The organism is Streptomyces asiaticus (assembly GCF_018138715.1).
Classification (GTDB): domain Bacteria; phylum Actinomycetota; class Actinomycetes; order Streptomycetales; family Streptomycetaceae; genus Streptomyces; species Streptomyces asiaticus.
Genome location: NZ_JAGSHX010000006.1, coordinates 4,183,112 through 4,207,709, shown reverse-complemented (window position 1 = coordinate 4,207,709; position 24,598 = coordinate 4,183,112). Strand labels below are relative to the sequence as shown.

Here is a 24,598-nt window from a genome sequence, read left to right as displayed (position 1 = left end):
TCTCCTTTCAGCGGATGGGGCAGCGGTGGGTGCGGGCGGCCAGCTCGGCGGCGGCGCGGGTGTCGTAGTCGGCGGAGAAGTCGCAGCGGGGAGCGGTGCACACGGCGGTGTGCCTCACCCGGCCCCGCTGGTCGTTGGCGGTGCCGACGCGGACCGGGCCGATACGGGCGACGTTGCGGAAGCGGCGGAGCATGGTGGACTCCTTCAGAGGCGGGATGCGATGGCGTCGGCCAACGGCGCCGGGACGCCGAGGCGGGCGCGCAGGGTGTCAGGGTCGATGGGCGATCCGGTACGGGCGTGGTGGTCGTCGGCGAGCTTGCGCGCGTGGTTCACGAGCGCGGCCGGAACGTGCGGCGCGGGCCGTTTCGGCCCAGGCTCCGGATCGGCGGGTGGCCCCGCGTTTTCCGGCTCGGTCGAGACCGATACGACTTCGGCAAGTTCGGCCGGAGCCGACGCGGTCTCGGGCGTTGGTGCGGTGTGGGCGAGGAGGGTTCCGCCGAGGAAGGCGACGGCGGGCCATCCGGCGACGAGGATGCGCAGCCAGTCCGGTACGTCGGCCAGGTCGAGCAGTCCGGCGGTGGCGACGTTCGCCCCGAGCGACGCGGCCAGGGCGATGACGAACCAGCACCAGCCCGCCGCCTTGGACGCCCCCGACCGGAGCCGCTTCCAGGCCGCCACGAGCAGCAGGTCAACGGAGACCGGATAGGCCCACGCCTTCCACCCGTCCTGTCCGGCCGCCGAGGCCAGGTCATGCAGGTGGGCGAAAGACAGCGCGGCAGCGATGACCGCTTGCACGAGCACCGCGTCAACCCGCGCCAGGTAAGCGCGCATGGGGAGAAGCTCCTTTCAGTGAGTCAGCCGTCTGCGGTGAGTTCGTCGGCACGTGCGCGAGCGGCGGCGGCGACCTCAGCGGCCTCAACGTCGTTGGGCTGGGCAGCGGCGATGCGCTCCAGCAGGTCCGCTTTGCGGTTCATCAACTCGGCGTTACTCCCGACCCCGCGTGTACGGAAGTCGGCCAGGTCGGCCAAGAGCGCGGAGACTTCGGAGATGGTGGGACGAGACACAGGGACTCCCCTTTCGCTTTCAGGCATGGCGGGGGTAGGGACACGGCGCGGGTACGGTCGCGCCAGCCGTCAGGTGGGTTGATTACTCGGCGGCCGGAAGCGACTTGAGCAGCGAGGTTGGAGCGCTCACTGGAACGGCCGGTACATCCGGCCGGAACGGCTCCAGCGCGGGCAGGTCCGGCACGAGATGGGCATGGTCGCGGCAGACCGCCGCAGCATCGCCGAGCGAGAGATGGGGCGGACGGATGCGGGACCAGCCGCCGGACGTATCACCGGCGACCGCGAGGCCGGGCCGTTCGGGGGCGATGGCGCAGGCCGCGCCGACCGCTTCGGGGGCGATGTCGCCGAGCGCCATTTTGGCGGAGGCTTCATCGTTCACGCGGTGGCAGACCCGGCCGGTCAGCTGAGCCCTGAGCATCGTCGCGCCCTTGCCCAGCTCGGCTCCGAACCGCTGTCCGCAGACCTCCAGGTAGATGCCTGCCGCGCGGCCGAGTTGGGCGAGCCGGATGAGCTGGGTGACCATCTCGTCCCGCCGTTCCTCGTCCTTCCGCGTGGCGACGAGGAAGAGTTCGGCCACCTCGTCCACAAGCAGCACCACCGGCACCGGCCGCTCGTCCTCCGGCAGCCCCCAGATGTCAGAGGTGATCTCCTCATCCGGGGTACTGGGGGCGATGCCCTGCCGAGCCTTGATCAGGTCGTACCGGTCCTCCATCAGCCCGACCAGCACAGGCAGCAGTTCCGCCGCCTGCACAGGATCGGTGGCCAACGCCGAGAGCCGTGGAGCGAACGGCGCCAGCTCGACCCCCCGTTTGCAGTCAATACCGACCAGCGCGACCGGTTGCCGGGCGAGCCCGGCGATGAGGTGGCGCAGGAACATCGACTTCCCCGAGAGCGTGGCGCCCAGGGTGAGCTGGTGCGGGATGGCCCGGTAGTCCCGGACGAACGGCGTCGCGTCCTCCCGCAGCGCCACCGGCACCTTCAGGAAGCCGCCACCGGTCTTGCGAGGCATCCGGACCTTCCGGAGCACATCGAATCCGATCAGCCGCAGCTCCACCACACCCGGCTTGATCTCCTCCACGTAGGCGCCGTGAACGCCCCAGGCATGCCGCAACCGTTCGGCCGAGGCGGCCACGTCGGCAGGTTCCTGCCCTGGCGCGAGCCGCAGCCGGACCCGCAGCCCGGTCGACGTCGGACGGATCAGCCCCCGACGGGGCGGCACCGGCCGCACATCCCGATGGGTGAACGCCTGTACCGCCCAGGCCCGCAGCCGCGACGGCGGAACGGTCAGCCCGCATGCATCCATCACCGACCCGTACGACCCCAGCAGCCGGGCAGTCGAGATGGGCATCCCGACCGTGGACCAGTAGGCGGCCGGGTGCCGGACCCGGAGGTAGGTAGCCCCGCCGACCATTCCGGCGACCGGACCACCCACCTCCATCAACGTCATCACGTCAGCCATCAGATTCAGGCCCCCGCACCGACGGATATGGCGGCCGGGGCGATGGCCTCGGCCCGGAAGGCGATGCCGTGCCGCTGCTGCCCGTTGAACACGGTGTCCCAGGGCCGGGCGATCAGCCCGATCAGCGTGACCGGCGAACCGAGGGCCAGCCCCTCCGTCACGCCGCTTTCGGGCACGGTGACCTGAAGCAGCGAGGATTCCCCGCCGTCGATGTAGACGACGCCGAGCCGCATCAGTGTCTCGCCGCTCTGGGCGTCCTTGGCGATCTCGCCGGTCTGCCGGTCCTTCACCTTCGGCTCCGGCGCCTCGGTCAGCAGGACCGTGGCACCGGAGGTCTCAACTCGAATGGAACGCAACTACTTCTCCTCATCTCGCATCCAACCCACCTACTTGTGTAGATGAGTTGCGGCCTTCGAACCTGAACGGGCGGGAACGGGGACCACCATGCCACACAGCTTGCCCACTCGTCTATACGAGTATGTGTCTTCGTGTGTACGAGTTCAGAAGAAGCAGCCCGGGGCCACCACGCCCCGGCCATGCGTCAGTTGGCAGGAAGCTGGTAAGCGAGGACGTACGCGTCAGCGGCCATCACGGTGTCGCACACCTCCACCGCTCGCCCCTCGCTGTCGTAGGCGGTCCGGACGAGATGGATCACTGGCACCCCGGAGGCGAGCTGGAGCGTGCGTACCTCGGCAGGGGAGGGCATCCGGGCCCGGATCTCCTCGTCGAAGTGGTCCAGGCGGTGCCCCATCTCCTCCAGCCGAGCGTAGATGCCGCCGGGGCCGGGGTTGGGCTGCGCGATGGGGGTGTTCCGCGCCAGGTCGAGCGGCAGATACGAGGTGGCGAACTCCACCGGCCGCCCATCCAGCAAATACCGGCGCCGCCGGGCCAGCACCTTACGAGGCGAGCCCAGCCGGGCGGAGATGTCCGGCGACGGCCGCTCCTCCTTCACCTCGAGGTTGTCCACCTCCGGGCGGCTGCCCGCCGCTTCCGCCTCTACGGTGAAGGCGGCCTTCCCCTGATCCCGATGCCGCCGCGCGAACCGATCAGACGCCAGCCGCCGCACGGGTGGCCGGGGCCGCACGAAGACCCCCTTGCCATGCTCGGAGACCGCCAGGCCCTCTTGCTGGAGCAGCGACAGGGCGTTGCGGACCGTCATCCGCGAGACGCCGAAGTGATCGACCAGCTCAGTCTCCGAGGGCAGCTTGTCGCCCTCCCGGAAGCGGCCCTTGTCGATCGCTTCCCGCAGCGCGTCAGCGATCTGCCGGAACACCGCCCGGTCGCTCGTCGGGTCCAATACACCCAGGACGGAAGTCAGGGAAGGCATGTGCACATACTCCTTTAGGTATCTAGACGAGCGGCTGACCGGGATTGCTACGGTGGAGAGCCTAGCCAGCCGAGAGGGCCGAGGAACGTGAGCTATGAGCGCCCGCACTCCGTGAGCGTCGCCGGAGTCATCGTCGACGACGCTGGCCGTGCGCTGCTGATCAAGCGACGCGACAACGGTAAGTGGGAACCGCCCGGCGGCGTGCTCGAACGCGAGGAAACCATCCCCGACGCGCTTCAGCGTGAAGTCCTCGAAGAGACCGGCATCAAGATCGCGCTTCCCGCGACCCTCACCGGCGTCTACAAGAACATGACCGGCCTGATCGTCTCCATGGTCTTCCGCTGCGAGGCCATCGACGGCACCCCGACCACCGGAGCGGAAACCCGCGCACTGCGCTGGGCCACCCGCGACGAGATCACCGAGCTGGCCGACGAGGCATACGCGATCCGCGTCCTGGACGCACTCGACAACACCAGCCCGCCGGCCATCCGCGCCCACGACGGCGTCCGACTCATCTAGCACGCACCCACGACCCATAGCCCCTACCAGCACGAAGGAACTTGTATGGACGAGTATATGAGTGCTCCGCGAGTTTGGGGCCTGATGTGCCCAGGATCCCGAGAAGAAGTCACCCGCGCCCGCCGCTGGACCCGCGACATCCTCAACGGACACCCCTGCGCAGACGACGCCGAATTGATCGTGAGCGAACTCGGCAGCAACGCCCTCACTCACACCGCAAGCGGCACCGCTTACGGCACCTTCCAGCTCACGCTGTCGCTCTCACCCCGCACCGTCGCGATCTCCGTGACCGACGAGGGAGGCCACCCCGAAGAAGTCAGCCCCACGGAGGCCGACCCGGACGACACCCACGGCCGCGGATTAACCATCGTCATGGCACTCGCCCGCCGCCTGGACATCACCGGCAGCCAACACGGCCGCACCGTCACCGCCCAACTCGTAGCACCCGAGACAGGAGTCACCACATGCTGAGGCCCCTGCTACGACCCGGCTACTGGTGCGAATGCTGGACACGTTCACCAGCCACAGGACCCCGCTCGGTCCTGCTCGCCTCCATCGAAACCGACAGCCCGACCGAGGCCACCCGATGGATCCGCGTCACCGTGCGCACCATCGCCTCAGCACTCGACCGGCAAACAGCCCACAAGGCATGGGACTGGGTCACCTACGGCCACAAGGAAGCCGAAGACGCCCTCACCAACGGCGAAGCAGCCACGTTCGCCCTCACCCAGCAAGACACCCACATCGAATGGATCCTCCGGCCGGTCATCTTCCTACCCCTTGCCCACCGCGAGGCCCAACGCCTTCCGGCATGCGCCGAACAGTTCACCTGCCCCACCACACACAAGATCGCCCGACACCAGACCAACGGCCACTGAGTTACAACCTTCTCTACGGGTTCAAGGCGGCTCGCTCCGCTCACCGCGCGCGGCCCGGCCCCCGGCCGGGCCTGCGCTCCTGTCTCCGCCCCGCTCCAGCCCGGCCGGCGCCCGTACCGCGCGCACAGCAATCAGCCGCCTGATGCCAGAGACAGGGTGCGTCGTGGCTGGGGCGGTCGGTTCCACGGCTTTAGGCACCTCCCCGGTCCGGGTCCCGCGTCGGGCAAGGCCAGGGGGCCACTCGTTCAAATTCCGGGCAGGTCCAAAGCCTGCCCGAGTTGCCAACCAGCGTACGGCCCCCTGACCATGCCCGACCCCAGACCGGGCAGGCCACCGCCCAAACCCGCTCCACCGACCTGTAATCAAGGTCCGGACGGAGATACGGGCAGACTCTGGACGCCAGCGATTATTCCATCCACATATTGACTCAACTGGGCATGGAGAACCCGTGTAAGGACCTCAACAAACCTCAAATTGTAGCTGAGTTCCAGCCTAGATATGTGCATCGCCTGCGCCGTATGTGCCACCTGGTGCCTGGAATCGAGGATGCTGTTGAGTTTTTGACTCTCGAATCCAGAAACCTCTTGCCGTCCCCAATGCTTGGTGAATTCATCGTTGCAGGCCTGGAATACTTCAGAGATTCCGACTGCTTTGAACATCCGCTTAACGCAAGCCGCGTCAGGGTTGCTGTTTGTTGCGGCAAGGGCCTTTGGCTCAAAGCTGTCCTTAGCCAAAAGCCTTGCCGTAGTCAAGACATTAGCCAACCGCAGTTCGCGGTCCATTCCTTTAGTGGAGAAGTCACCCTTGAGCGCAAGCTCGAGGGAAGCGAAGGAGGCTTCAACTTGCAGCTTCTTTGGGAGCAATCCCATTGGGATCTTTGCGGTGCGAAGTCGGTCCAGTTCTTCCTCGAACAGGTCCCGGAGGAACTTCTCGAAAGACGCCACAGTAAGCACCGTGCAAGCACCTCGAAGCGCAGATACCTTGGGTAGCTCCAAACTGTCAGGCGGGTCCGGATACACAGATTCGAGAGCAATCAGCGCTTGAACCGCCTGCGCCCCAGCGTGAAATGTAGCCAGCGCCCCCATCGCGACATCAACCAACCTTTTCGCTGATCATGTCCCGCATCATGGTGATTCGATCACGGAAGTAACTGGGGGTATTAGTGGCAGCGTCGACGGCCCGACGGAATCTGGAGTTCGAGAAGAGTTCTTGAACGCCTGCAATGATCTCTGCGCTGTGCTCTCGCAAGGTCTCCTCGGGAAACTGACTGACGGCAAAAATCTCAGCGTCGTACAGGGAAGCGAGTACCTGCCGACGCCAGGACTGCTTTTCGGGCGACCAGCGCTGGAAGGCATTTTCGCCAAAGGCAGCCCTCGCCTTCCTGACGGCGGCACGAAAGTGGGACCGAGCTTCCTCCACCTCTTCCGCAGGCATTTCATGATGAGTAGCCATGAAGGTATCGAGCTTGCGACCCATTCCGCCAGCGAAAGTATCCCAATTTTTTCGGAATGTAAGATAGCGCAATACGAACTCTGCGTCGCGCATCTCGCTGTAAATGGCAGATCGATTTCGGTCTCGAATGCCGAGCAGCTTGTGAAACTCGCTCGTAATTGACTCCTCGAGGATCATGTCGTTCAACTTTCCCGGCCAGGCGCTGTTTCTGATCTCCTGAGGGTTAAGTCGAATGCCGCCAGTATTCAAGCGCTGGAAGACCTGGTATTTGATATCAGGGTCGGACTGGCGAAGAATGATAACCGCTCGCAAGTTGGCGCGCGTCTCGAGGATGGTTTGAAGTGTTGTGGGCAGCTCATCAAATCTTAGACCGTTGGCTTCTCCAAAAACCTTCAAGCCCGTAAGCGCGAATCGCCCGAAGAGGAAGTCGCTGATTGCGGTCAGGCGTTGCTTTCCGTCGATGACGGAATAGTGGCCGTAAGCGTCTTCATTCAGAAAAATATTGGGGATCGGGACGTTCATCAAGAAAGACTCAATCAGTTGAGACTTTCGATCGTCCTTCCACCTGTTCCGACGCTGATAATTAGGGGAGAGGTCGATTTGCTTATTCTTTACCAAGTCCGTCAGGGAGCGCAAGTTGTAATCTAGGACGCTTGTGAGTAGGTCTCTCTGCTTGGCTTCCCAAAAACCGACCGGGTCTTCCTCGTATTCGGAATCGAGCTGAGCCTCAGATTCCTCGATATCCCGGCTACTGTTGGATTCGAACTCGATCTGCTCCATCATTTCCCTGTCGCCTGACGGTTCGTCAAAAGTGACCAACATCGTAGAGCATCAGAGTCCATAGCGCAGTAGAACCTGAGAACTGCCATACACAAGGTTCTATGGGGAGGACGACCACGACGTTGACCGGGTTCGAGGCGGCCCCAACGGCCGACTGGGCCTCACGGAAGCAAGAATGAACGGAGCCAGTCGGCGAGCGCGGAGAAGTCGGCGTCCACGAGGCCCTTGGTTGGGTCGACGCGATGGAGCAATGATGGCCCGAGGTGACTGGCGTCGACCCACAGGCGGTCTATGGCGCTGATCTCGTCATCGACCCAGATGAACGGCCGGCCGTCGGCCCACTCGACAAGGTGGCGGGTCTTCCAGTGCAGGCCGCGAGGGCTTTCGTCGGCGCAGGGGGTCGGCCACTCCACCACGGGCAGCCTCGGCAGTCCGATACGTGGGGAGACAGCCTCGTTCGCCTCCTCCATCCAGGTCGTCGCCCACACGAGACGGCAGCCCAGGGCCATGAGACGCGATCCGAGCCCCGGGCCGAGCCGGTTCAGCAATGGGTTCCCCTGATCGGGAGACGTCGGGGAGGCGGCGGCAGCGGTCTGCGGGTGGCAGGACGATGAACCGAACGGGATGAGTGGACCATCGACGTCGAGGAAGAGAAGGGGACGCTCCGTCGCGCTTGTCACGAGGGCACGATAGCCCGGCTTAGCAAGGAAGCGGCCCCCTCGTTACTGGGCCGTCTCTGGGCCGTCCGAGGCCGCTCGGCAGTGCCCAACAACGACCGATGACGGCCGCTCAGAGCGGAGTGATCAGGGCGGCCACCAGGGAAAACGCAGGTCGCCAAGATCCCCGGCAAGACCCAGGGCAAGAAGAAGTAACGCGCCGCTAACGAGCCCCCTGCCTGCGGAATTTCCGCTGGCAGGGGGCTTCTTCATGAGCGAGCACGACGATCGCGAGATGCGAAACAGGCCCTGGGCCCGGCCCCTTGCGGAAGCCGCGCCTGGCCCCGAGGGAACTCGCCGGGGGCGACAGGCGAAGGAGAGATGAAAGCCCAAGCCTTCGAAGCGTTCCCCAGGATGAGAGGAGCCCCGATGACCGTCGAACCAGGCGTCCGCACGGGGGCGGAGAGCGATGCCTCGGTCATTGCACGGTCCCGGGATGAGCCCGAGGCATTCGCCGTGCTCTTCGACCGGTACGCGGATGCGGTACATCGTTATCTGGCCCGTAGGCTCGGCGGCGAACCGGCCGACGACCTCATGGCGGAGACCTTCACCACTGCTTTCCAGCAGCGGCACCGGTACGACCCCGCGAGGGCCACGGGCAACGACGCCCGGCCGTGGCTGTTCGGCATAGCGACCAACCTGGTCGGCCGGCACCGGCGGGCCGAGGCCCGCCGGTTCAAGGCCCTGGCCCGCATCCCGGCTCCCGCCGACCACGAGGAGCCGCTGGCCGACCGGGCCGCGGCCCGGGTAGGGGCACAGGCCGTACGCCGCGAGCTGGCGGCGGCACTGGCCGCACTGCCCGCGCGGCACCGGGACGTGCTGCTGCTGGTGGCGTGGGGCGGTCTCGGCTACGAGGAGGTGGCCCAGGCCCTCGGTGTCCCCATCGGCACGGTCAGATCACGGCTGCACCGGGCTCGCAGCAAGCTACGCGAAGCGTTGGGCGGATCCGATCCGACGACACTGCGAGAGGCATCCGGCCATGACTGACGAACTCGAACTCCTACGGGACTGGGACGCGGACGCGGCCCCGCTCACCGAACCGGCCCGAGCGCAGGCCCGCCACCGACTGCTCAACACGATGACGCGCACGGAGCGGCACCCCGACACCGCACCCAGCCGCCGCCACGCGCTGCGCCTCGCGACGGCCGCGGTGGTCACCATGGCGGTTACGGGCACGGCGGTACTGCTCACCGAGGACGGCGCCGACGAGGGCGGCCGCACCGACCGCGCGGGCACGAACGCCCCGCGGATGCGCAACGTCGCCGCCGTGACGGTGCTGAACGGGGCGGCAGCGCGGGCGAGTAAGCACGAGAAGCCCGTGGCGCCGCGCGACGACCAGTTCATCTACTGGAAGCGGATCATCAAGGAGACGGAGCGGAAGACCGGCGCGGTCAAGACCTATGTGGACGTGAACTGGGACTCGGTGGACGGCTCCAAGCGATCTTTGACCATGGAGCTCGGCCGGGTGATCTGGGAGAAGCCCTTGGGGAAGAACGAGGGCGTGTGGCCGCCTCGGGAGTGGAGCAAGCTGAAGGAGCTGCCCACCGACCCGGAGAAGCTCACCGAGGCCATCATCGGCGTCGGCACGTCCGACAAGCCGATCGACGACTTCACCGCGTGGGACTGGTACGACGCCTACTTCATGCTCGGCGAGCTCCTGAAGTGGCCGGTGCTGCCCGAGGGACTGCGTCCCGCCGCGTACGAGGCGCTGGCCCTGGTGCCCGGGGTCAAGGCGACCCCGGGGATGAAGGACTCCGCCGGGCGCACCGGGGTGGGGATCTCCTACCCCAAGCGCGCGTCCGAGAAGGGCAAGTACCTCATCTTCGACCCTGAGTCCTATGAATTCCTGGGCTTCCGCGACGAGCGGACCTCGCGTTCCGGGAAGAAGACGTACATCCAGCTGTCGCACGTGGCGGACTGGGCGATCGTCGACCGCTTGAAGCAGCGCCCGTAGTTCGGGACGAAGAGGTCTGAGACCGCTCAGCCCCCAATGCCCAAGCCGCCTACTCGCGGTTTCACCGCGAGTAGGCGGCCTTGGCGATTCTATGACCCATGTGCCGAGGTACTGGGACGCCAGGCAGCCGCCCGGGTACGGCAGGTGGCTCGGCCTCTCAGGCGCGCCGTGCCCGGTCGCGGGCCAATTGGTGGGTGGTGGCCCTTTCGGCCCTGGGTTCGGCCCCGGGTATGGCCCCGGGTTCAGTCCTTAAGACGTCTTGAGGACTTACGCTGAAAGCGTCCGCAGCGGCTGCGCAATCTGGGACGGTGAGCACCCATGGCCAAGTACGAGCAGATCGCGGATGCCCTGCGCCAGAGCATCCGCGCAGGTCAGCTAGGCCCCGGGGAGCGGCTGCCGGCCGAGGACAAGCTCGCGGCGCGGTATCGGACGAGCGTGCCGACGCTTCAGCGGGCGCTGTCGGAGCTGGTGGCCGAGGGGCTGATCGACAGGCGGCACGGGGTGGGGACGTTCGTACGGACCCCGCGTCGGCGGGTCGAGCGGAGCAATGAGCGGCACCAGTGGGAGAAGGACCGGGCCCGCCGGTCCAGGGCGGAGCGGCTGCGGACCGGGTCGACCGAGCACGACACCGGGCTGGAGGTCGGCGACCTCGCCTTTCACGCCGAGTACCGCGACGCGAAGGCCGACGAGGACCTGGCGTCGGTCTTCGGGATCCCCGTGGGCACGCGGCTGCTGGAGCGGATCTACCGGACGAACTGCCGTGAGGAGGACGCGCCGTTCGCGCTCGTGCACTCCTACCTGGTCCACGATGTCGTGGCCGCCAACCCCGACCTGCTCGACGCCGCCCATGAGCCCTGGCCCGGCGGCACGCAGAATCAGCTCTACACGATCGGCGTCGAGCTGGACCGCATAGAGGAACGGATCACGGCCCGGCCGCCGACGGTGGAGGAGGCCGAGGCGCTCGGCCTCAAGAAGGGAGTGTCGGTGATCGTCCTCCGGAAGATCTGTACGGACATCGGCGATCGGGTCGTCGAGGTCTCCGATGTGACGCTGTGCGGCGACCGTACGGAACTCGTCTTCACCACGCCCCTGAAGAGGTGGTGACCATGCCGAACACCATCACCGTCATCACCGCGGTCCACGCCCCGGGCGCCGCGCATCTGCCGGACGCCCACAAGTCGCTGTGCGAGCAGGAACTGCCGGACGGCTGGGACTGGCAGTGGGTGATCCAGGAGGACGGCGAGACCGACGCCGTACGGCCGTACGTGCCCGACGACGCCCGCGTCAGCTTCGGGCAGGGCCGGGCCGGCCGGGCCGCGATGGCGCGCACGATGGGGCTCTCGCGGGCCGAGGGCGCGTACATCAAGGTGCTGGACGCCGATGACATGCTCACCCCCGGCGCCCTCGCCCGCGACCTCCGCGCGCTCACCGACCACCCCGATCTCGGCTGGGCCACCTCCCGCGCCCTGGACCTGCTGCCCGACGGCTCCACCGTCGGCTTCGAGGGCGACCCGCCGCAGGGGCCCATCGCACGCGGCGCGGTCCTCGAATTCTGGCGGGCGAACGACCACCGCGCCCAGGTCCACCCCGCCACCCTCTTCGTACGCCGGGACCTGCTCCTCGCCCTCGGCGGTTGGATGGCCCTCCCCGCCTCCGAGGACACCGGCCTCCTCATGGCCCTCAACGCGGTCAGCCGCGGCTGGTTCACCGCCGAGACCGGTCTGCTCTACCGCAAGTGGCCCGGCCAGGTCACCAGCCAGTCCGCCCACACCGACGCGGCCGAGCGCGCGGCACGGTTCGCGGTGGTCGAGACGCGGGCCCGGGTCCTGGCCGCCATGGACGGCTGGCGCTACGAAGACACCCGCTGAAAACCCGCTCGCCGCCGCCACCGATGAGTTTGTGCGGCCTCCTCGGTCTGAGAGGAGGAAGAGCTCACCGACCGCATCCACGGAGGGGCATCATGAGGAAGATCACCGCCAGTCTGTTCATCTCGCTCGACGGGGTCGTGGAGGCGCCCGACCAGTGGCACTTCCCCTACTTCAACGACGAGATGGGCGCCGCGGTCGACGCGAGCCTCGGCGCGGCCGACACCCTGCTCATCGGCCGCAAGACCTACGACAGCTTCGCAGGAGCCTGGCCGGACCGCGAGGCGGCGGGCGGTGAGGACGCCCACTTCGCCAAGAAGCTCGGCGACGCCCGCAAGATCGTCCTGTCGCGGCAGAACCTCAGCTTCACCTGGCGGAACACCGAGCAGCTCAAGGGCGACTTCGCCGAAGCCGTCACCGCGCTGAAGAACGAACCGGGCGGGGACATCGCCCTCAGCGGCTCGGTCTCCGTCGTCCGGCAGCTCATGGCGCACGGCCTGCTGGACGAGCTGCACCTGCTGGTCCACCCGATCGCCGTCCGCAAGGGCATGCGGCTGTTCGACGAGAGCGAGACCACGCTCCCGCTGAAGCTGCTCTCCTCCGCCACCTTCAGCACCGGTGTACTGCACCTCGTCTACGCCCCGGCGGCGTCCACCACCGACGCCACCTACGAGGACGCCAAGTCCCACCTGCCCCAGGACGACCAGTAGACGCCCCCAGGACGACCACGACGACCACTCAGGGCAGCGTCTCCGCGTCGACCCGGGAGAAGACCAGGTCGCTTTCCTCCGTGACCGGCCCCCGCCAGCGGACCGGGACCTCCGGGGCGCGCCGCAGGGCGTCCGGGTAGCTGGCTGCCGCGTAGTCGTTGGGCAGGCGGTAGACGTGGAAGCCGTGGTCCTTGAGGGCGGTCAGCAGGTCTTCGACGGAGTCGCCCAGGTCGGACATGCGCTGGGGGGTGACCTCGACGGTCAGCTCGGCGTCGGGGCGCAGTTTGTCGAGGAGCGGGACGAGGCCGCGGACCACGCTGCCTTCCGCGCCCTCCACGTCGATCTTGATGACCCGGGCGTTGGTGATCTCGTCGTCGGTGAGGAGGTCGGGCAGGGGCTGGGCCGCGATCTCGAAGGTGGACTCGGCGGGGCCGTCGTAGGGGACGACGCTGTTGGCGCCCATGTTGCGGGAGCTGGCGAGGATGAAGGTCAGCAGCTCGTCGCGGTCGGAGACGGCCGCGTTGAGGGCGCGGATGTTGGTGGAGTCGTTGCGCCGGGCGTGGCGCTGGAGGAGCTGGTGGAACGTCGGTGAGGCCTCGATCGCCACCACCGTCCCACCGCGCCCGACCAGGCGGGAGGCGAGGAGGCTGTAGTAGCCGATGTTGGCCCCGACGTCCACGAAGACGTCCCCGGGCTTCAGCCGGCGCTGGAGCCACCGCGTCATATGGGGCTCCCAGACGCCGAAGAGGTAGAGATACCGCTGGATGAGGTCCTGGGTGTCGACGGCGAAGGTGGCGCCGAAGCGCGTACGGGCCAGGCGGTGCAGGGGGCGGTCCCGCAGGGCGGCGTTGAGGTGGCGCTCGACCAGGGCCCGCTTGCCCGCGCTCCAGGGCGCGTGGCGGACGTACTCACGGCCGAGGTCGAGAGCGGCCTGGTCGACGAGCCTGCGGATCACGGGGTCTCCAGGTGGGGGAGGGGTCTTCTTGTGGTGCGTGCGGTCTCGTTCGATGTCACCGCACCGGTGCCCAGTGTCTCCCGGACATGCCCCCGGACATGGAAGCGCCCGACCGCTGGCGACGGGGGATGCACCAGCGGTCGGGCTGTACCTAAGAGTAACGCGGTCGCCGGGGTGGGGGAGACGACTCCTCCCCCGCGACGAGCAGTTGTGACCGCGATCACGCAACGTTCGTGCAACGTTGTCACCGACCGCACGGAGGCGCATACGAGAGCCGGGGGAGGTATTCGTCCCATTTCTCCGGGGTCAGCACGCCTCGGGTCATCGAGCAGACGCGACGCACCGCCTCGTCCACGTCCAGGCTCCACAGCCGGACCGTGTCCGCGCCGCTGGACACCCCGAGCATCCGGCTGTGCGGGTTGAACGACAGGAAATTGCCGGTCTTGGCGTTGGGGCTCAGCGACTGGCCGATGGACGTGGCCTTGGACGGGACGGTGACGTCCCACAGCCGGACCGCGTTGTCATTGCCGCCGCTCGCGAGCGTGCTGCCGTCCGGGCTGAAGGTCAGCGACACGATCGCGTCGGTGTGGCCGGTGAGCGGGGACCGCAGCCGGGTCACCCTGCCGGGGTCGGTGACGTCCCAGAGCCGGACCGTGTTGTCGTCGCTGCCGCTGGCCAGCGTCTGGCCGTCCGGGGTGAAGACGAGCGCGTTGACGGGGCCGAGGTGGCCCGTGACCGGCCCGCCCCGTGGGGTGGTGTGGCGCGGGTCGGTGACCTTCCACAGCCGGATGGTGTTGTCCGCGCTGCCGCTGGCCAGCGTGCGGCCGTCCGGGCTGAAGACGAGCGCGTTGACGTAGCCCCGGTGGCCGGTGAGCGGTTTGCCGAGCCGGCGGACATGCGACGGGTCGCTGACGTTCCACAGCTGGATGGTGTTGTCGTTGTACGCGGTCGCCATCATGCGCCCGTCCGGCGTGAAGGCCAGCGCGCCCGCGAACCTGGTCCGCAGGGGGAGGGGCGGCTTGTACGGAACGGGCCGGGTCGGATCGGTGACGTTCCACAGCCGCACCTGGCGGTCTCCGGTCATCATCGCGAGGGCGTGGCCGTCCGGGGTGAACGTCAGCTCACGCACCGAGCCCTCCCCGGGGGCGAACGGCTCGCCCAGCGGCACCGGCCGGTTGGGATCGTCCACGTTCCACAGCCGGACCTTCTCGTCGCGCCCGGCCGTGGCGAGCACCCGCCCGTCCGGGCGGAACACCCCCATCCGGCCGACCATGTCCGACGTCGGGATCGACCACAGCCGGACCGTGTTGTCGCCGCTCCCGGTGGCGAGGGTCCGCCCGTCGGGGCTGAAGCCCAGGGCGTACATCTCGCCGCTGCTCCCCGCGAGCGGCTCGCCGACCTGCGACGGATACGCCGGATCGCTGACGTTCCACAGACTCGCCGTACTGTCCTGGCTGGCGACGGCGAGCATGGATCCGTCCGGGCTGAAGGACACCGACCAGATGGGGCCGATGTGGCCGGTGAGCGGCGAGCCCAGCGGCTCCGCGTGACGCGGATCGCCGACGTCCCACAGCCGGACGGTGTTGTCCGCGCTGCCGCTGGCGAGGGTCCGGCCGTCCGGGCTGAACGCCACGGAGTGGATCAGGTCCTTGTGGCCGGTCAGCGCCTTGCCGATCCGCTTCGGACGGCGCGGATCTGCCATGTTCCACAGCCTGATCGAGGCATCGTCGCCACCGGCCGCCAGGGTCCGCCCGTCGGGGCTGAACGCCACGGAGCGCACGGCGGCGGTGGCGCCGGTCAGCGCGCCGATCGCCTTCGGCCGGCCCGGGCGCCTCATGTCCCACAGGCGCACCACGCGATTCTCCGTGGCGGTGGCCAGCGTGCGTCCGTCCGGGCTGAAGGCGAGCAGGTAGATCGTGCCGTCATGGTGGGAGAAGGGCGCGCCGAGCGGGCGCGGATGGCGGGGGTCCCGCACGTCCCACAGGCGGATCGTGCCGTCGTCGCCCGCGCTGGCGAGGGTGTTGCCGTCCGGGCTGAAGACCGCACTGCTCACCCAGCTCGTATGGCCGGTGAGGGGCTTGCCCAGCGGTTTGGGGCGGGTCCGGTCCTTGACGTCCCACAGCCGGACGGTCCGGTCGTAGCTGGCGGTGGCCAGCAGCCGCCCGTTCGGGCTGAACGAGGTGAGGTAGACGGCGCCGGTGTGGCCGTGCAGCGGTGTGGCCAGCGGGGCGTTCACCACCGACAGCAGCCGGTTCCTGGTGGCCTCGTCGTGCGGCCGCAAGTCGTGTGCCACCAGGGCGAGCTGGGCGGACAGCGACGGATCCGTGTTCTGGAAGCGATCGGCCTCGGTGACCACCTGCTCGAACACCGCGTCGTCCCGCTGCTGCCACGCGACCACCGCCGTACCGGCGGCCAGTACCGCCAGCGCGACCAGAGCCGACACGGCGCCACGGCGGAGCCACACCGTGCGCCTGCGCAGCCGGACCGAAGCGGCCAGGAACTCCACCGCGCTACGGGTCAGATAGGTGCCGCCGGCGGTCTTCGCCCAGGTGTGGGCCTGCTCCAGCCGGGAGCCCCGGTAGAGGAGGGACGAGTCGCGGTTCGAGCCCTCCCAGGACCGGCCGTCCTCCTCCAGCCGCTGACGCACCAGATGGTCGTTGCGGTCCTCGTCGATCCAGTCGCGCAGCCGTGGCCAGGCGTGGAGCAGCGCCTCATGGGTGATCTCCACGGTCTCGGCGTCGAGCGTCACCAGGCGGGCGCGGACCAGCGTTTCGAGCGATTCCTCCGTCTTGCCCGGGTCCGTCGACTCCCTCGCCAGCTGGTGCCGGGTCCCCCGCCTGCGGGTGGCCTGGGTGTCCTCGCCCAGCCGGACCAGCCGGAGCAGCAGCAGCCGCGCGGCGGTGCGCGCCTCGGAGTCGAGGCTGGACCAGGCCCGTTCGGCGGTCGCCGCCACCGCCCCCTGGATGCCGCCCGCGGCGCGGTAACCGGCCAGCGTCAGCCGTCCGCCCTTCCGCCGCTGCCAGGTGGCGAGCAGGGCGTGGGAGAGGAGCGGCAGGACGCCCGCGTCATGCGACCCGCGCGGGCCGTCGGCGCTCACCTCCCGGACGATCAGCTCCGCGAGCCCCGGTTCGAGTTCCAGGCCCACCGCCTTGGCCGGGCCGGTCACCGCCTCGCGCAACTCGGCGGTGGTCAGCGGCCCGAGCACCATGTGCCGGTGCTGGAGCGCGTCGGCCAGTTCGGGGTAGCCCAGGCACAGCTCGTAGAAGTCGGCGCGGATGCCGAGGACGACGAGCACGGGGGGCGGCTCGCCGGGGCCGGCGGGGGTGCAGGCGGCGTGGAGGAGCTGGATGAACGTACGCCGGTCGGCCTCGTCCGACCCGAGGGTGAACGCTTCCTCGAACTGATCCACGATCACGACGGGGCGGGCGTCGGCGGACGACGTCTCGCGGTCCGCCCAAGCGGTGACGGCCTGGCGGACCGCTTGGGTGAATTGCGGGGTGCCGGGTTCGGCCGCCTGTTTGTCTGTCATCGGCGTGTCCGTTACCGGCGTGTCTGTTGTTGATGCGTCTGTTGGTGGTTCGTCAGCCGTGCGTTCGCCCGTGCCCGGTCCGTTCGCGTCCGGTTCCCGTTCGTCCGGTTCCGGTTTCTCCGCCGTGGGGACCACGCGCGCCAGTTCGGGGATATGGCGGGTCAGCTCCGCGAGCGGGTCGCTGCCCGGCACGAGTTGCAGTACGCCCCTCGCCCGGCCGCCCCCGTTCCCCTCGCCCGGCGCCCCGGTGCGCAGCGCGGGCACCAGACCGGCGTTCAGCAGCGAGGACTTTCCCGCCCCCGAAGCGCCCACGAGCACGACCAGGCCGCCCGTCTTCTCCGCCGCGTGCAACTGGGTGACCAGGGCGTCCGTGCTCCGCTCACGGCCGAAGAACCACCGGGCGTCCTGCCGGCGGTACGAGGCCAGGCCCCGGTACGGGCATACGCCGCCGGGGACCGCCGGGCCCTCGGCCGGGGGCGCTTCCTCCTCTTCCGCCGACGGGGCGGGGCGGTCGCCGACCGGGTCGGCCAGCGCACGCTCCCAAAGCCGTTGCCAGCGGGCCATGTCGTACAGGCCCGGGGACACCGGTACGGGCCGCGAGCGCCGTGCGTCGGGTATCAGGACGTGCAGGACGGCCGCGAGGGCGGCGAACTGGGCGGGCACGTTCTTTGCTCGTCGCCAGTCGCTGATCCGCTGGGCGGAGACCCGTACGGGACGCCCCCGCTCATCGGTTCGCTGGAGTCGGACGACCGCCTCGGACACGCTCTTGAGGGGAGGATTACCGGCCTCCCTGTACAGCAGCGCGAGGCGTTCCGCGAAGGCTATGCGTGCCCCCGAGTCGGAACTCAAGGTCTCCACTCCTTACTTCCCCCGCGCTGGACATCCGGACCGGAAAACTCACTTTATATGGCTGACCAGCGGAGAAACCGGCGGCGTGAGACCGGAACCTCCTCGGTGGGAGGCACAGCTGGCAGGATCATGGCGCGATAGGCCAGCCACCACGAGCCGTCCAGCCAGGCCATCAGCTCAGCGCACGGAGAGACAACCCATGGCACTGCACGTTCTCGGTCAGCTTTCGTCGCGGTCACGAGACGGCGGTCACGGGCGCGTCGCGTGAGCCCCGGAGATCCGTGAAGCCGGTCCCCTCGGGGACGGCGGTCGCGTCGACCACGGATCCGGCCCCCTGATCCGCACCCGTACGGCGCGGATCGGCACCGCTCCAGCGTTCGGCACCGGTCCCCACGAGGGGAGGGACCGGCGCCGGACGTTGTGGCGGTTCTGTCGTCTCCGCTATGTCATCTGGGCGCGTGCGTACGCGGGGCGGCGTGCGTCATCTGGGCGCGGCGGGCCAGTCGTCGGGGCCGCCGCCGTTCCATTCGATCAGCTCGGGGTTGTCGAGGGGCGCGTCCTCTTCCATCACACCCGCGCGGTGCAGAAGCCGCCGGAGCTCGTCCGGGCTCACCACCACTCCGACGTCGGCGCCGTCGATCAGCACACGGCGGCGGCCGTCCAGCGGTTCGTCCACCACGACGCGAGGCGGGGCCGGGGTCTTGTCCTCCATAGGACCAGGCTCGCCGCTTACGGCGCCGACCGCACCTCGGGCGGGACGTGCCGAGGAATCCATGGCCGACGCGCGAGGGCCTGGGACCGGTCATCGGTCCCAGGCCCTCTGTCGTGCCGTTCGTATTCGCGGTTCGTATCGGTCGCGCCGGTCAGCCGCAGTTGCCGCCGCACTGGCACGGGCCGCCGGACTGACAGCCGCAGCCGCAGCCCGAGCCGCAGCCGCATGCGCCGACGGGGTGGGTCGGAGCGGGTTCGGGCTTGGAGAGGTCCGCCATGCGTCTCCTCCTCGGGAGGGGTCACGTCATCTGCTGCTCATGGTGCCGACGACCCGGCGGCCGAGCGCAGGGGCGCGTCGACGGCGCTTTGATGCACACCGTCGCAGACGCTCACGCCCCGTAGCCGCCCGCGCCCCTTCGACGGTCACGCCCACTCGGCGGTCGCCCCCCTTCGGCGGTCACGCCCCCGTGACGGTCACGCCCCCTCGACGTCCCCCTGCGGGGACATCTCGTCGGCATGCTCACCGGTGACCAGGTAGACCACGCGCTTGGCGACCGAGACCGCGTGGTCCGCGAACCGCTCGTAGTAGCGGCCCAGCAGCGTGACATCCACGGCCGTCTCGATGCCGTGCTTCCAGCGGTCGTCCATCAGGTGCTGGAAGAGGGTGCGGTGCAGCAGGTCCATCGCGTCGTCGTCGTGCTCCAGCTGGAGCGCGAGGTCGACGTCCTTGGTGATGATGACCTCGGCGGCCTTCGCCATCAGCCGCTGGGCGAGCTGGCCCATCTCCAGGATCGTGGCGTGCAGATCGTGCGGCACGGCCGATTCCGGGAAGCGGAGCCGGGCCAGCTTGGCGACGTGCTGCGCGAGGTCGCCGGAGCGCTCCAGGTCGGCGCTCATCCGCAGGCTGGTCACCACGATCCGCAGATCGGTGGCGACCGGTTGCTGCCGGGCGAGCAGGGCTATCGCCCGTCCCTCCAGATCCCGCTGAAGATCATCGACCTTCTCATCGGCGGCGATGACGCTCTCGGCGAGCTTGAGGTCCGCGTCGAGAATGGCAGTGGTGGCACGGCCGATGGCCGAACCGACAAGCCGGGCCATGTCGACCAGGCCGTCCCCGATCGAATCAAGCTCCTCGTGGTACGCGTCCCGCATCACTGACCTCTTTCACTGACTCTCGGTGACGATCTTTGACAGGCTCTGACAGGTTTCCTGGCAGTCCTCCGTGGCTCATGCCCCGGGGCCCCACACTTCCACGCTCCGGCCGAAACGCGTCCGCTTCCGGCATCGGGCGTTAATCACACCTGATGCACAGGTGAACTCTCGGCAACGCAGCCCCGGCCGCCTCGTGTGGCACCCGCTCGACGAAACGTCCGGAGTGAACCGATACCGACTCCTCGGTGAACTCTCGGCAACGTCTGACCGAGGGGATCGTCACGGGGCTGTGGAGGGGTCTCGCCGCCCGCATAACCTGGACGCATGAACGTGAACGCGGCGATCGCCGCAGTGGCGGCGCTCGCCGGGTTGTGCACCGGCGTCATCGCCATGCTGGCGTTCCGCTGGAGCGAGCGTGAACAGGCGAAGCCTACGCGCTCCTCGCTGCATACCGATGCCGTGTTGCCACCCGGCGTGGACACAGTGCTGTCGGTACTGCGTTCCTCGGCCGTCGTCCTCGACGAAGCGGACGCCGTCGTCAAGGCGAGCTCGGCCGCGTATGCGCTGGGCCTGGTGCGCGGCGGCAAGCTGGCCGTCGAGCCGATGCTGGCGATGGCCCGCGACACCCGGCGGGACGGCGAGATCCGGCAGATCGAGCTCGATCTGCCGCGCCGTGGCACCGGCCGGGGCGGCGACGCGCTCGCGGTCTCCGCGAGAGTGGCCCCGCTGGGCTCCCGGCTGGTCCTGCTGCTCGTGGAGGACCTCACCGAGGCCCGCCGGATCGAGGCCGTACGACGCGACTTCGTCGCCAACGTCAGCCATGAGCTCAAGACCCCGGTCGGCGCGCTGTCCCTGCTGTCCGAGGCCGTGATGGACGCGTCCGACGACCCGGAGGCGGTCACCCGCTTCGCCGGGCGGATGCAGGTCGAGGCCACCCGCCTGACCAGCCTGGTCCAGGAGCTCATCGACCTCTCCCGGGTGCAGAACGACGACCCGCTGGAGGATGCCGAGCCGGTCCGGGTGGACGAGCTCGTCGCCGAGGCCATCGACCGGTGCCGTCACCAGGCGGGCACCAAACAGATCACGATGGCCACGGGCGGCACCGCCGATCTGCACGTCTGGGGCAACCGGGGCCAGCTGGCCGCCGCGCTCGGCAATCTCGTCGAGAACGCGGTCAACTACAGCCCGGCCCGCACTCGCGTCGGCATCGCCGCCCGCCGCATCCCCGCGACCGGCGGGGACCTGATCGAGATCGCCGTGACCGACCAGGGCATCGGCATCTCCGAGAAGGACCGCGAGCGGATCTTCGAGCGCTTCTACCGGGTCGACCCGGCCCGCTCGCGGCAGACCGGCGGGACCGGGCTCGGGCTCGCCATCGTCAAACATGTGGCCGCCTCGCACGGCGGGGAGGTCACCGTGTGGAGCGCCGAGGGACAGGGCTCCACCTTCACCCTGAGACTCCCGGAAGCCGGTGCGGCGCGGGACCGGGACCGCTCGCGGAGCGAGACGCGCGAGTCGAGCGAGTCGTACGACACCGGAGACCTCGATGGCGAGGACCAAGGCCGGCCGTACGAGACCTTCACCAATGAACCACTCTCAGCCCCGGAGGTCCTTCCGTGACCCGAGTTCTGGTCGTCGAGGACGAGGAATCGTTCAGCGACGCGCTGTCGTACATGCTTCGCAAGGAGGGATTCGAGGTCGCGATCGCGACCACCGGCCCCGAGGGGCTCGATGAGTTCGAGCGGAACGGCGCCGATCTGGTGCTGCTCGACCTGATGCTGCCGGGCCTGCCCGGTACGGAGGTCTGCCGCCAGCTGCGCGGCCGGTCCAATGTCCCGGTGATCATGGTGACCGCCAAGGACAGCGAGATCGACAAGGTGGTCGGGCTGGAAATAGGCGCGGACGACTATGTGACCAAGCCCTTCTCCTCGCGCGAGCTGGTCGCCCGGATCAGAGCCGTGCTGCGCCGCCGTGGCGAGCCGGAGGAGGTCACCCCGGCCGCCCTGGAGGCCGGACCGGTCCGGATGGACGTCGACCGGCACGTGGTCACGGTCGGCGGCGGCAAGGTGGACCTCCCGCTGAAGGAGTTCGACCTGCTGGAGATGCTGCTCCGCAACGCGGGCCGGGTGCTGACCCGTATGCAGCTGATCGACCGCGTCTGGGGCGCGGACTACGTGGGCGACACCAAGACCCTCGACGTCCACGTCAAGCGCCTCCGGGCCAAGATCGAGCCGGACCCGGGCGCGCCCCGGTACCTGGTGACGGTGCGGGGGCTGGGCTACAAGTTCGAGCCGTAAAACCGGGCCTGAGCCCCGGACCGCCGGACGGAGTCCGGCACAGCGTGCCGAAGCCCGTGAGGCCCGCCAGGGCCGAGCGGTGCGAGGGGCGCACGCGGAAGGGGGCTCGAGCCGTAAAGAGACCGGCTCGGACGAGCCGCGGCAAGCGGCTCATGCGCGAGGGCGGCCCTGGAAAGGTCCAGGGCCGCCCTCGCGCATGCCTGGGCGGGTCTCAGAGACCCGCGGAGACCCGAGGACGGGTCTCAGTGACCGCCGCCGTTCGGGTTGGGCTCGCCGGAGGCGACGCCGTTGGGGGCGCCGCTGCTCTCCTCGCCGGCGGGCTGGCCGCTCGCCGTGCCGGACGGGGTGCCACTGGGCTTACCACTGGCGGTGCCGGTGGGCGTCCCGCTGGGCTTGCCGCTGGGCGTCGCCGAGCCCGACGGCTTGGCGGTCGGCAGCTCGGACGGGCCCCAGCCCTTGAAGTAGCTCTTCGCCGGGACCACGAACGCGGTGATCGGGATGTTGCCGGTCGAGCTGAGGTCGAAGACGACCCGCTGCGCGTTGCCGTCCTGGGTGGCCTCGCGCCCGTCGTTGATGACGGCGGAGGCGTTGCCCTTGCCGCCGAAGGCCACCGAGCCGCCGTGCGGCACCACGACCGCGCCCTTGCCCTTGGCCGGGGACAGCTTCACCCGAGCGCTGGTGCCGGGGAGGGTGATGGCCTTGACGGTCTGGTCGTTCTTGCCGTTGTTGAAGATCCGGCCGGTGACGACGGCCGGGCCCTTGGCCGTGCGGTCCGGCTGGGTCACCACCGTGGCGTTCTGGATCTTGATGTCCCCGACGGACGTCGCGGCGTTGTCGGGCTTGACCTCCAGCGTCTGCGCGTCGTTCCCGGCTCCGCAGGCGGAGAGCGGGGCGACCGAGACCACGATGGCGGCTGCGGCGAGGGCGCCGCGTCGAAGGCTGCTGCTCACGGCGGCGGCATCTCCTAGGACGAGGTAAAGGTTGGATCAGCGCGCTTAGATTACCGATCCGCCCTCTTCGACCCGCACCCGACCCGCCCCAAGGCGACCGGCCCCGGGGCGGCAGGCCCGTACGCTGCCGGTTCCGGTGTGGTCCGGGCGTGGTGCGGACACGGCCGGGGTGTGCTTCCCGGGTGCGTTACGCGGTCCGTACGGCGCCGTCCCGAACTCCCGAATATCGTCTCGACCGGCCGTGCGGGAGATTATCGGTAGGGAATCCATGCATGTCCGAGAATTGATCACAGACTTGATCCGCCGTGCCTGATCAACTCCGTGATCAATTCGCGAATCGGGGCCGGATCCCTCGCTCCTGATCCGAACGGAGTAGCGGAAGTCCATCGACTGGACTCCGGCAAAACGGGACGTACGGCCACTCGTCCGGGCGTCTTCGGGTGTGTAACGGGTGGGTTTCGGGGTGCCCGGACAGCCGCTCCCACCTGCGAATACCCGGTTCCGCAGACCTCGTGCAGCACGTCCCTGCCGCACTTGTCAAGCCCCGAGATATGCCCTGACCTGCGAAAACGCCATTCAGAAGAAGGCGTTCCCGTGTTACCCTGGATAGCCACGGAAGGGGTACCTGTCACATGACGTTCAAGGTTGGCGACACCGTGGTCTATCCCCATCACGGGGCCGCGCTGATCGAGGCCATCGAAACTCGTCAGATCAAAGGCGTGGACAAGACCTACTTGGTGCTGAAGGTCGCCCAGGGTGACCTGACGGTTCGTGTGCCGGCGGACAATGCGGAGTTCGTCGGTGTGCGTGATGTGGTTGGCCAGGACGGGCTGGACCGGGTCTTCGAGGTGCTGCGCGCACCATATGCGGAAGAACCGACGAACTGGTCCCGTCGCTACAAGGCAAATCTCGAGAAGCTCGCCTCCGGCGATGTGATCAAGGTTGCCGAGGTCGTGCGTGACCTGTGGCGCCGAGAGCGTGAGCGCGGACTCTCCGCCGGTGAGAAGCGCATGCTCGCCAAGGCCCGCCAGATCCTGGTGAGCGAGCTCGCCCTCGCCGAGAGCACCAACGAAGACAAGGCCGAGGCCCTGCTCGACGAGGTTCTCGCGTCCTGACAAATCAATGCCGTGGTGCCCGAGTGACTCAGACGTGAATTCCCGCTAAATCGTCTGTCGCCGGGCGCTGCGGCATGCGTACGTACCGGACGTCATTGATCCCCCGAGTTTGATTCCCCGAGCGATCTCTGAGCCCCCGGTCATCGAGCCCCCGCTCATCGCACCTGGTGTCGATGCGCCACCGCGCGCACGGTGCGCGGTGTAGGTGTGCCGGGCCCGGGCAGCTGGCTCGACCAGTCGTCACGGAAGGGGCCGGTCGGGGCATCGCGCCCGGCACGCTGTGGCCATACCCATTTCGGCTGAGGAAGCAAACCTG

General features: G+C 68.7%; 25 protein-coding genes. 11 read left to right on the top strand and 14 right to left on the bottom strand.

Annotated features, from left to right (window positions below; all coding sequences use genetic code 11):
- Nucleotides 1-7 precede the first annotated feature (7 nt).
- The 6 genes from KHP12_RS25025 to KHP12_RS25000 all read right to left on the bottom strand — a co-directional run bounded on the left by KHP12_RS25025 (nt 8) and on the right by KHP12_RS25000 (nt 3,850).
- Nucleotides 8-193, bottom strand: coding sequence for a mobile element transfer protein (locus tag KHP12_RS25025; protein ID WP_211833813.1), 186 nt, complete (start codon nt 191-193; stop codon nt 8-10).
- Nucleotides 194-204: 11 nt separating this feature from the next.
- Nucleotides 205-831, bottom strand: coding sequence for a DUF2637 domain-containing protein (locus KHP12_RS25020; RefSeq protein WP_211833812.1), 627 nt, complete (start codon nt 829-831; stop codon nt 205-207).
- 23 nt (nt 832-854) lie between these two features.
- A complete protein-coding gene (locus KHP12_RS25015) occupies nt 855-1,064 on the bottom strand; it encodes a hypothetical protein (protein WP_211833811.1) in 210 nt (69 codons plus the stop codon).
- A gap of 82 nt (nt 1,065-1,146) precedes the next feature.
- Nucleotides 1,147-2,523, bottom strand: coding sequence for an FtsK/SpoIIIE domain-containing protein (locus KHP12_RS25010; RefSeq protein WP_211833810.1), 1,377 nt, complete (start codon nt 2,521-2,523; stop codon nt 1,147-1,149).
- 5 nt (nt 2,524-2,528) lie between these two features.
- A complete protein-coding gene (locus KHP12_RS25005; RefSeq protein WP_030836282.1) occupies nt 2,529-2,879 on the bottom strand; it encodes an SCO3933 family regulatory protein in 351 nt (116 codons plus the stop codon).
- A gap of 185 nt (nt 2,880-3,064) precedes the next feature.
- On the bottom strand, nt 3,065-3,850 hold the full coding sequence (locus KHP12_RS25000; protein WP_211833809.1) for a GntR family transcriptional regulator: 786 nt from the start codon (nt 3,848-3,850) through the stop codon (nt 3,065-3,067).
- 111 nt (nt 3,851-3,961) lie between these two features.
- On the opposite strand from KHP12_RS25000, the gene KHP12_RS24995 reads away from it, so the two are divergent.
- The 3 genes from KHP12_RS24995 (at nt 3,962) to KHP12_RS24985 (ending at nt 5,247) form a co-directional block, all read left to right on the top strand.
- The gene (locus KHP12_RS24995) at nt 3,962-4,369 is read left to right on the top strand and encodes an NUDIX hydrolase (RefSeq protein ID WP_102935581.1); all 408 of its coding nucleotides are present in this window, start codon (nt 3,962-3,964) and stop codon (nt 4,367-4,369) included.
- Between the two features lie 84 nt (nt 4,370-4,453).
- Nucleotides 4,454-4,840, top strand: a complete 387-nt coding sequence (locus KHP12_RS24990) for an ATP-binding protein (RefSeq protein ID WP_308289506.1) — start codon at nt 4,454-4,456, stop codon at nt 4,838-4,840.
- A complete protein-coding gene (locus tag KHP12_RS24985; RefSeq protein WP_211833807.1) occupies nt 4,834-5,247 on the top strand; it encodes a hypothetical protein in 414 nt (137 codons plus the stop codon). Before KHP12_RS24990 ends, KHP12_RS24985 begins: the two co-directional genes overlap by 7 nt.
- 362 nt (nt 5,248-5,609) lie before the next feature.
- Here the strand turns inward: KHP12_RS24985 and KHP12_RS24980 are convergent, their stop codons facing one another.
- The 3 genes from KHP12_RS24980 to KHP12_RS24970 all read right to left on the bottom strand — a co-directional run bounded on the left by KHP12_RS24980 (nt 5,610) and on the right by KHP12_RS24970 (nt 8,159).
- Entirely contained in the window at nt 5,610-6,332 is a 723-nt protein-coding gene (locus KHP12_RS24980) for a HEPN domain-containing protein (protein ID WP_211833806.1), read from the bottom strand.
- 7 nt (nt 6,333-6,339) lie between these two features.
- Entirely contained in the window at nt 6,340-7,521 is a 1,182-nt protein-coding gene (locus tag KHP12_RS24975) for a DUF262 domain-containing protein (protein WP_211833805.1), read from the bottom strand.
- Between the two features lie 119 nt (nt 7,522-7,640).
- Nucleotides 7,641-8,159, bottom strand: a complete 519-nt coding sequence (locus tag KHP12_RS24970; RefSeq protein WP_211833804.1) for an HAD domain-containing protein — start codon at nt 8,157-8,159, stop codon at nt 7,641-7,643.
- A gap of 405 nt (nt 8,160-8,564) precedes the next feature.
- Between KHP12_RS24970 and KHP12_RS24965 the strand changes: the two genes are divergently transcribed.
- The 5 genes from KHP12_RS24965 (at nt 8,565) to KHP12_RS24945 (ending at nt 12,724) form a co-directional block, all read left to right on the top strand.
- Nucleotides 8,565-9,182 carry an RNA polymerase sigma factor gene (locus KHP12_RS24965; protein ID WP_037960569.1) on the top strand — a complete coding sequence of 206 codons (618 nt, stop codon included), beginning with the start codon at nt 8,565-8,567 and terminating at the stop codon, nt 9,180-9,182.
- Complete coding sequence (locus KHP12_RS24960) at nt 9,175-10,149, top strand: CU044_5270 family protein (RefSeq protein WP_086881492.1); 975 nt, start codon at nt 9,175-9,177, stop codon at nt 10,147-10,149. Before KHP12_RS24965 ends, KHP12_RS24960 begins: the two co-directional genes overlap by 8 nt.
- A 318-nt stretch (nt 10,150-10,467) precedes the next feature.
- Nucleotides 10,468-11,253 carry a GntR family transcriptional regulator gene (locus KHP12_RS24955; protein ID WP_086881491.1) on the top strand — a complete coding sequence of 262 codons (786 nt, stop codon included), beginning with the start codon at nt 10,468-10,470 and terminating at the stop codon, nt 11,251-11,253.
- Nucleotides 11,254-11,255: 2 nt separating this feature from the next.
- The gene (locus KHP12_RS24950) at nt 11,256-12,017 is read left to right on the top strand and encodes a glycosyltransferase family 2 protein (protein ID WP_086881497.1); all 762 of its coding nucleotides are present in this window, start codon (nt 11,256-11,258) and stop codon (nt 12,015-12,017) included.
- A gap of 92 nt (nt 12,018-12,109) precedes the next feature.
- Nucleotides 12,110-12,724, top strand: a complete 615-nt coding sequence (locus tag KHP12_RS24945) for a dihydrofolate reductase family protein (RefSeq protein WP_211833803.1) — start codon at nt 12,110-12,112, stop codon at nt 12,722-12,724.
- A gap of 28 nt (nt 12,725-12,752) precedes the next feature.
- Here KHP12_RS24945 and KHP12_RS24940 read toward each other — a convergent pair whose 3' ends face one another.
- The 4 genes from KHP12_RS24940 to phoU form a co-directional block, all read right to left on the bottom strand.
- A complete protein-coding gene (locus KHP12_RS24940) occupies nt 12,753-13,676 on the bottom strand; it encodes an FkbM family methyltransferase (protein ID WP_086881496.1) in 924 nt (307 codons plus the stop codon).
- Between the two features lie 247 nt (nt 13,677-13,923).
- Nucleotides 13,924-18,066 carry an nSTAND1 domain-containing NTPase gene (locus KHP12_RS24935; protein ID WP_107471741.1) on the bottom strand — a complete coding sequence of 1,381 codons (4,143 nt, stop codon included), beginning with the start codon at nt 18,064-18,066 and terminating at the stop codon, nt 13,924-13,926.
- A 472-nt stretch (nt 18,067-18,538) separates the two neighbouring features.
- The gene (locus KHP12_RS24930) at nt 18,539-18,769 is read right to left on the bottom strand and encodes a hypothetical protein (RefSeq protein ID WP_037960586.1); all 231 of its coding nucleotides are present in this window, start codon (nt 18,767-18,769) and stop codon (nt 18,539-18,541) included.
- Between the two features lie 473 nt (nt 18,770-19,242).
- On the bottom strand, nt 19,243-19,920 hold the full coding sequence (gene phoU / locus KHP12_RS24925) for a phosphate signaling complex protein PhoU (RefSeq protein ID WP_086881489.1): 678 nt from the start codon (nt 19,918-19,920) through the stop codon (nt 19,243-19,245).
- Between the two features lie 324 nt (nt 19,921-20,244).
- On the opposite strand from phoU, the gene phoR reads away from it, so the two are divergent.
- Complete coding sequence (gene phoR / locus KHP12_RS24920) at nt 20,245-21,540, top strand: two-component system sensor histidine kinase PhoR (protein WP_086881488.1); 1,296 nt, start codon at nt 20,245-20,247, stop codon at nt 21,538-21,540.
- Nucleotides 21,537-22,217 carry a two-component system response regulator PhoP gene (phoP, locus tag KHP12_RS24915; RefSeq protein ID WP_037960596.1) on the top strand — a complete coding sequence of 227 codons (681 nt, stop codon included), beginning with the start codon at nt 21,537-21,539 and terminating at the stop codon, nt 22,215-22,217. Before phoR ends, phoP begins: the two co-directional genes overlap by 4 nt.
- A 242-nt stretch (nt 22,218-22,459) precedes the next feature.
- Here phoP and KHP12_RS24910 read toward each other — a convergent pair whose 3' ends face one another.
- Nucleotides 22,460-23,167 (bottom strand): DUF461 domain-containing protein, encoded by a 708-nt coding sequence (locus KHP12_RS24910; RefSeq protein ID WP_086881487.1) that lies wholly within the window; start codon nt 23,165-23,167, stop codon nt 22,460-22,462.
- A gap of 632 nt (nt 23,168-23,799) precedes the next feature.
- On the opposite strand from KHP12_RS24910, the gene KHP12_RS24905 reads away from it, so the two are divergent.
- Nucleotides 23,800-24,282 (top strand): CarD family transcriptional regulator, encoded by a 483-nt coding sequence (locus KHP12_RS24905; protein ID WP_009716930.1) that lies wholly within the window; start codon nt 23,800-23,802, stop codon nt 24,280-24,282.
- Nucleotides 24,283-24,598: the final 316 nt, after the last annotated feature.

What these genes read in the sequence shown, in the direction of transcription:
- KHP12_RS24960 (WP_086881492.1), top strand. Translation starts at nt 9,175, where the DNA reads ATGACTGACGAACTCGAACTCCTACGGGACTGGGACGCGGACGCGGCC.
- KHP12_RS24905 (WP_009716930.1), top strand. Translation starts at nt 23,800, where the DNA reads ATGACGTTCAAGGTTGGCGACACCGTGGTCTATCCCCATCACGGGGCC.
- KHP12_RS24975 (WP_211833805.1), bottom strand. Translation starts at nt 7,521, where the DNA reads ATGTTGGTCACTTTTGACGAACCGTCAGGCGACAGGGAAATGATGGAG.
- KHP12_RS25020 (WP_211833812.1), bottom strand. Translation starts at nt 831, where the DNA reads ATGCGCGCTTACCTGGCGCGGGTTGACGCGGTGCTCGTGCAAGCGGTC.
- phoR (WP_086881488.1), top strand. Translation starts at nt 20,245, where the DNA reads ATGAACGTGAACGCGGCGATCGCCGCAGTGGCGGCGCTCGCCGGGTTG.
- KHP12_RS24965 (WP_037960569.1), top strand. Translation starts at nt 8,565, where the DNA reads ATGACCGTCGAACCAGGCGTCCGCACGGGGGCGGAGAGCGATGCCTCG.
- phoU (WP_086881489.1), bottom strand. Translation starts at nt 19,920, where the DNA reads ATGCGGGACGCGTACCACGAGGAGCTTGATTCGATCGGGGACGGCCTG.
- KHP12_RS24955 (WP_086881491.1), top strand. Translation starts at nt 10,468, where the DNA reads ATGGCCAAGTACGAGCAGATCGCGGATGCCCTGCGCCAGAGCATCCGC.
- KHP12_RS24985 (WP_211833807.1), top strand. Translation starts at nt 4,834, where the DNA reads ATGCTGAGGCCCCTGCTACGACCCGGCTACTGGTGCGAATGCTGGACA.
- KHP12_RS24945 (WP_211833803.1), top strand. Translation starts at nt 12,110, where the DNA reads ATGAGGAAGATCACCGCCAGTCTGTTCATCTCGCTCGACGGGGTCGTG.
- KHP12_RS24990 (WP_308289506.1), top strand. Translation starts at nt 4,454, where the DNA reads ATGTGCCCAGGATCCCGAGAAGAAGTCACCCGCGCCCGCCGCTGGACC.
- KHP12_RS24980 (WP_211833806.1), bottom strand. Translation starts at nt 6,332, where the DNA reads ATGGGGGCGCTGGCTACATTTCACGCTGGGGCGCAGGCGGTTCAAGCG.
- KHP12_RS24950 (WP_086881497.1), top strand. Translation starts at nt 11,256, where the DNA reads ATGCCGAACACCATCACCGTCATCACCGCGGTCCACGCCCCGGGCGCC.
- KHP12_RS24930 (WP_037960586.1), bottom strand. Translation starts at nt 18,769, where the DNA reads ATGGAGGACAAGACCCCGGCCCCGCCTCGCGTCGTGGTGGACGAACCG.
- KHP12_RS25010 (WP_211833810.1), bottom strand. Translation starts at nt 2,523, where the DNA reads ATGGCTGACGTGATGACGTTGATGGAGGTGGGTGGTCCGGTCGCCGGA.
- KHP12_RS25025 (WP_211833813.1), bottom strand. Translation starts at nt 193, where the DNA reads ATGCTCCGCCGCTTCCGCAACGTCGCCCGTATCGGCCCGGTCCGCGTC.
- KHP12_RS25000 (WP_211833809.1), bottom strand. Translation starts at nt 3,850, where the DNA reads ATGCCTTCCCTGACTTCCGTCCTGGGTGTATTGGACCCGACGAGCGAC.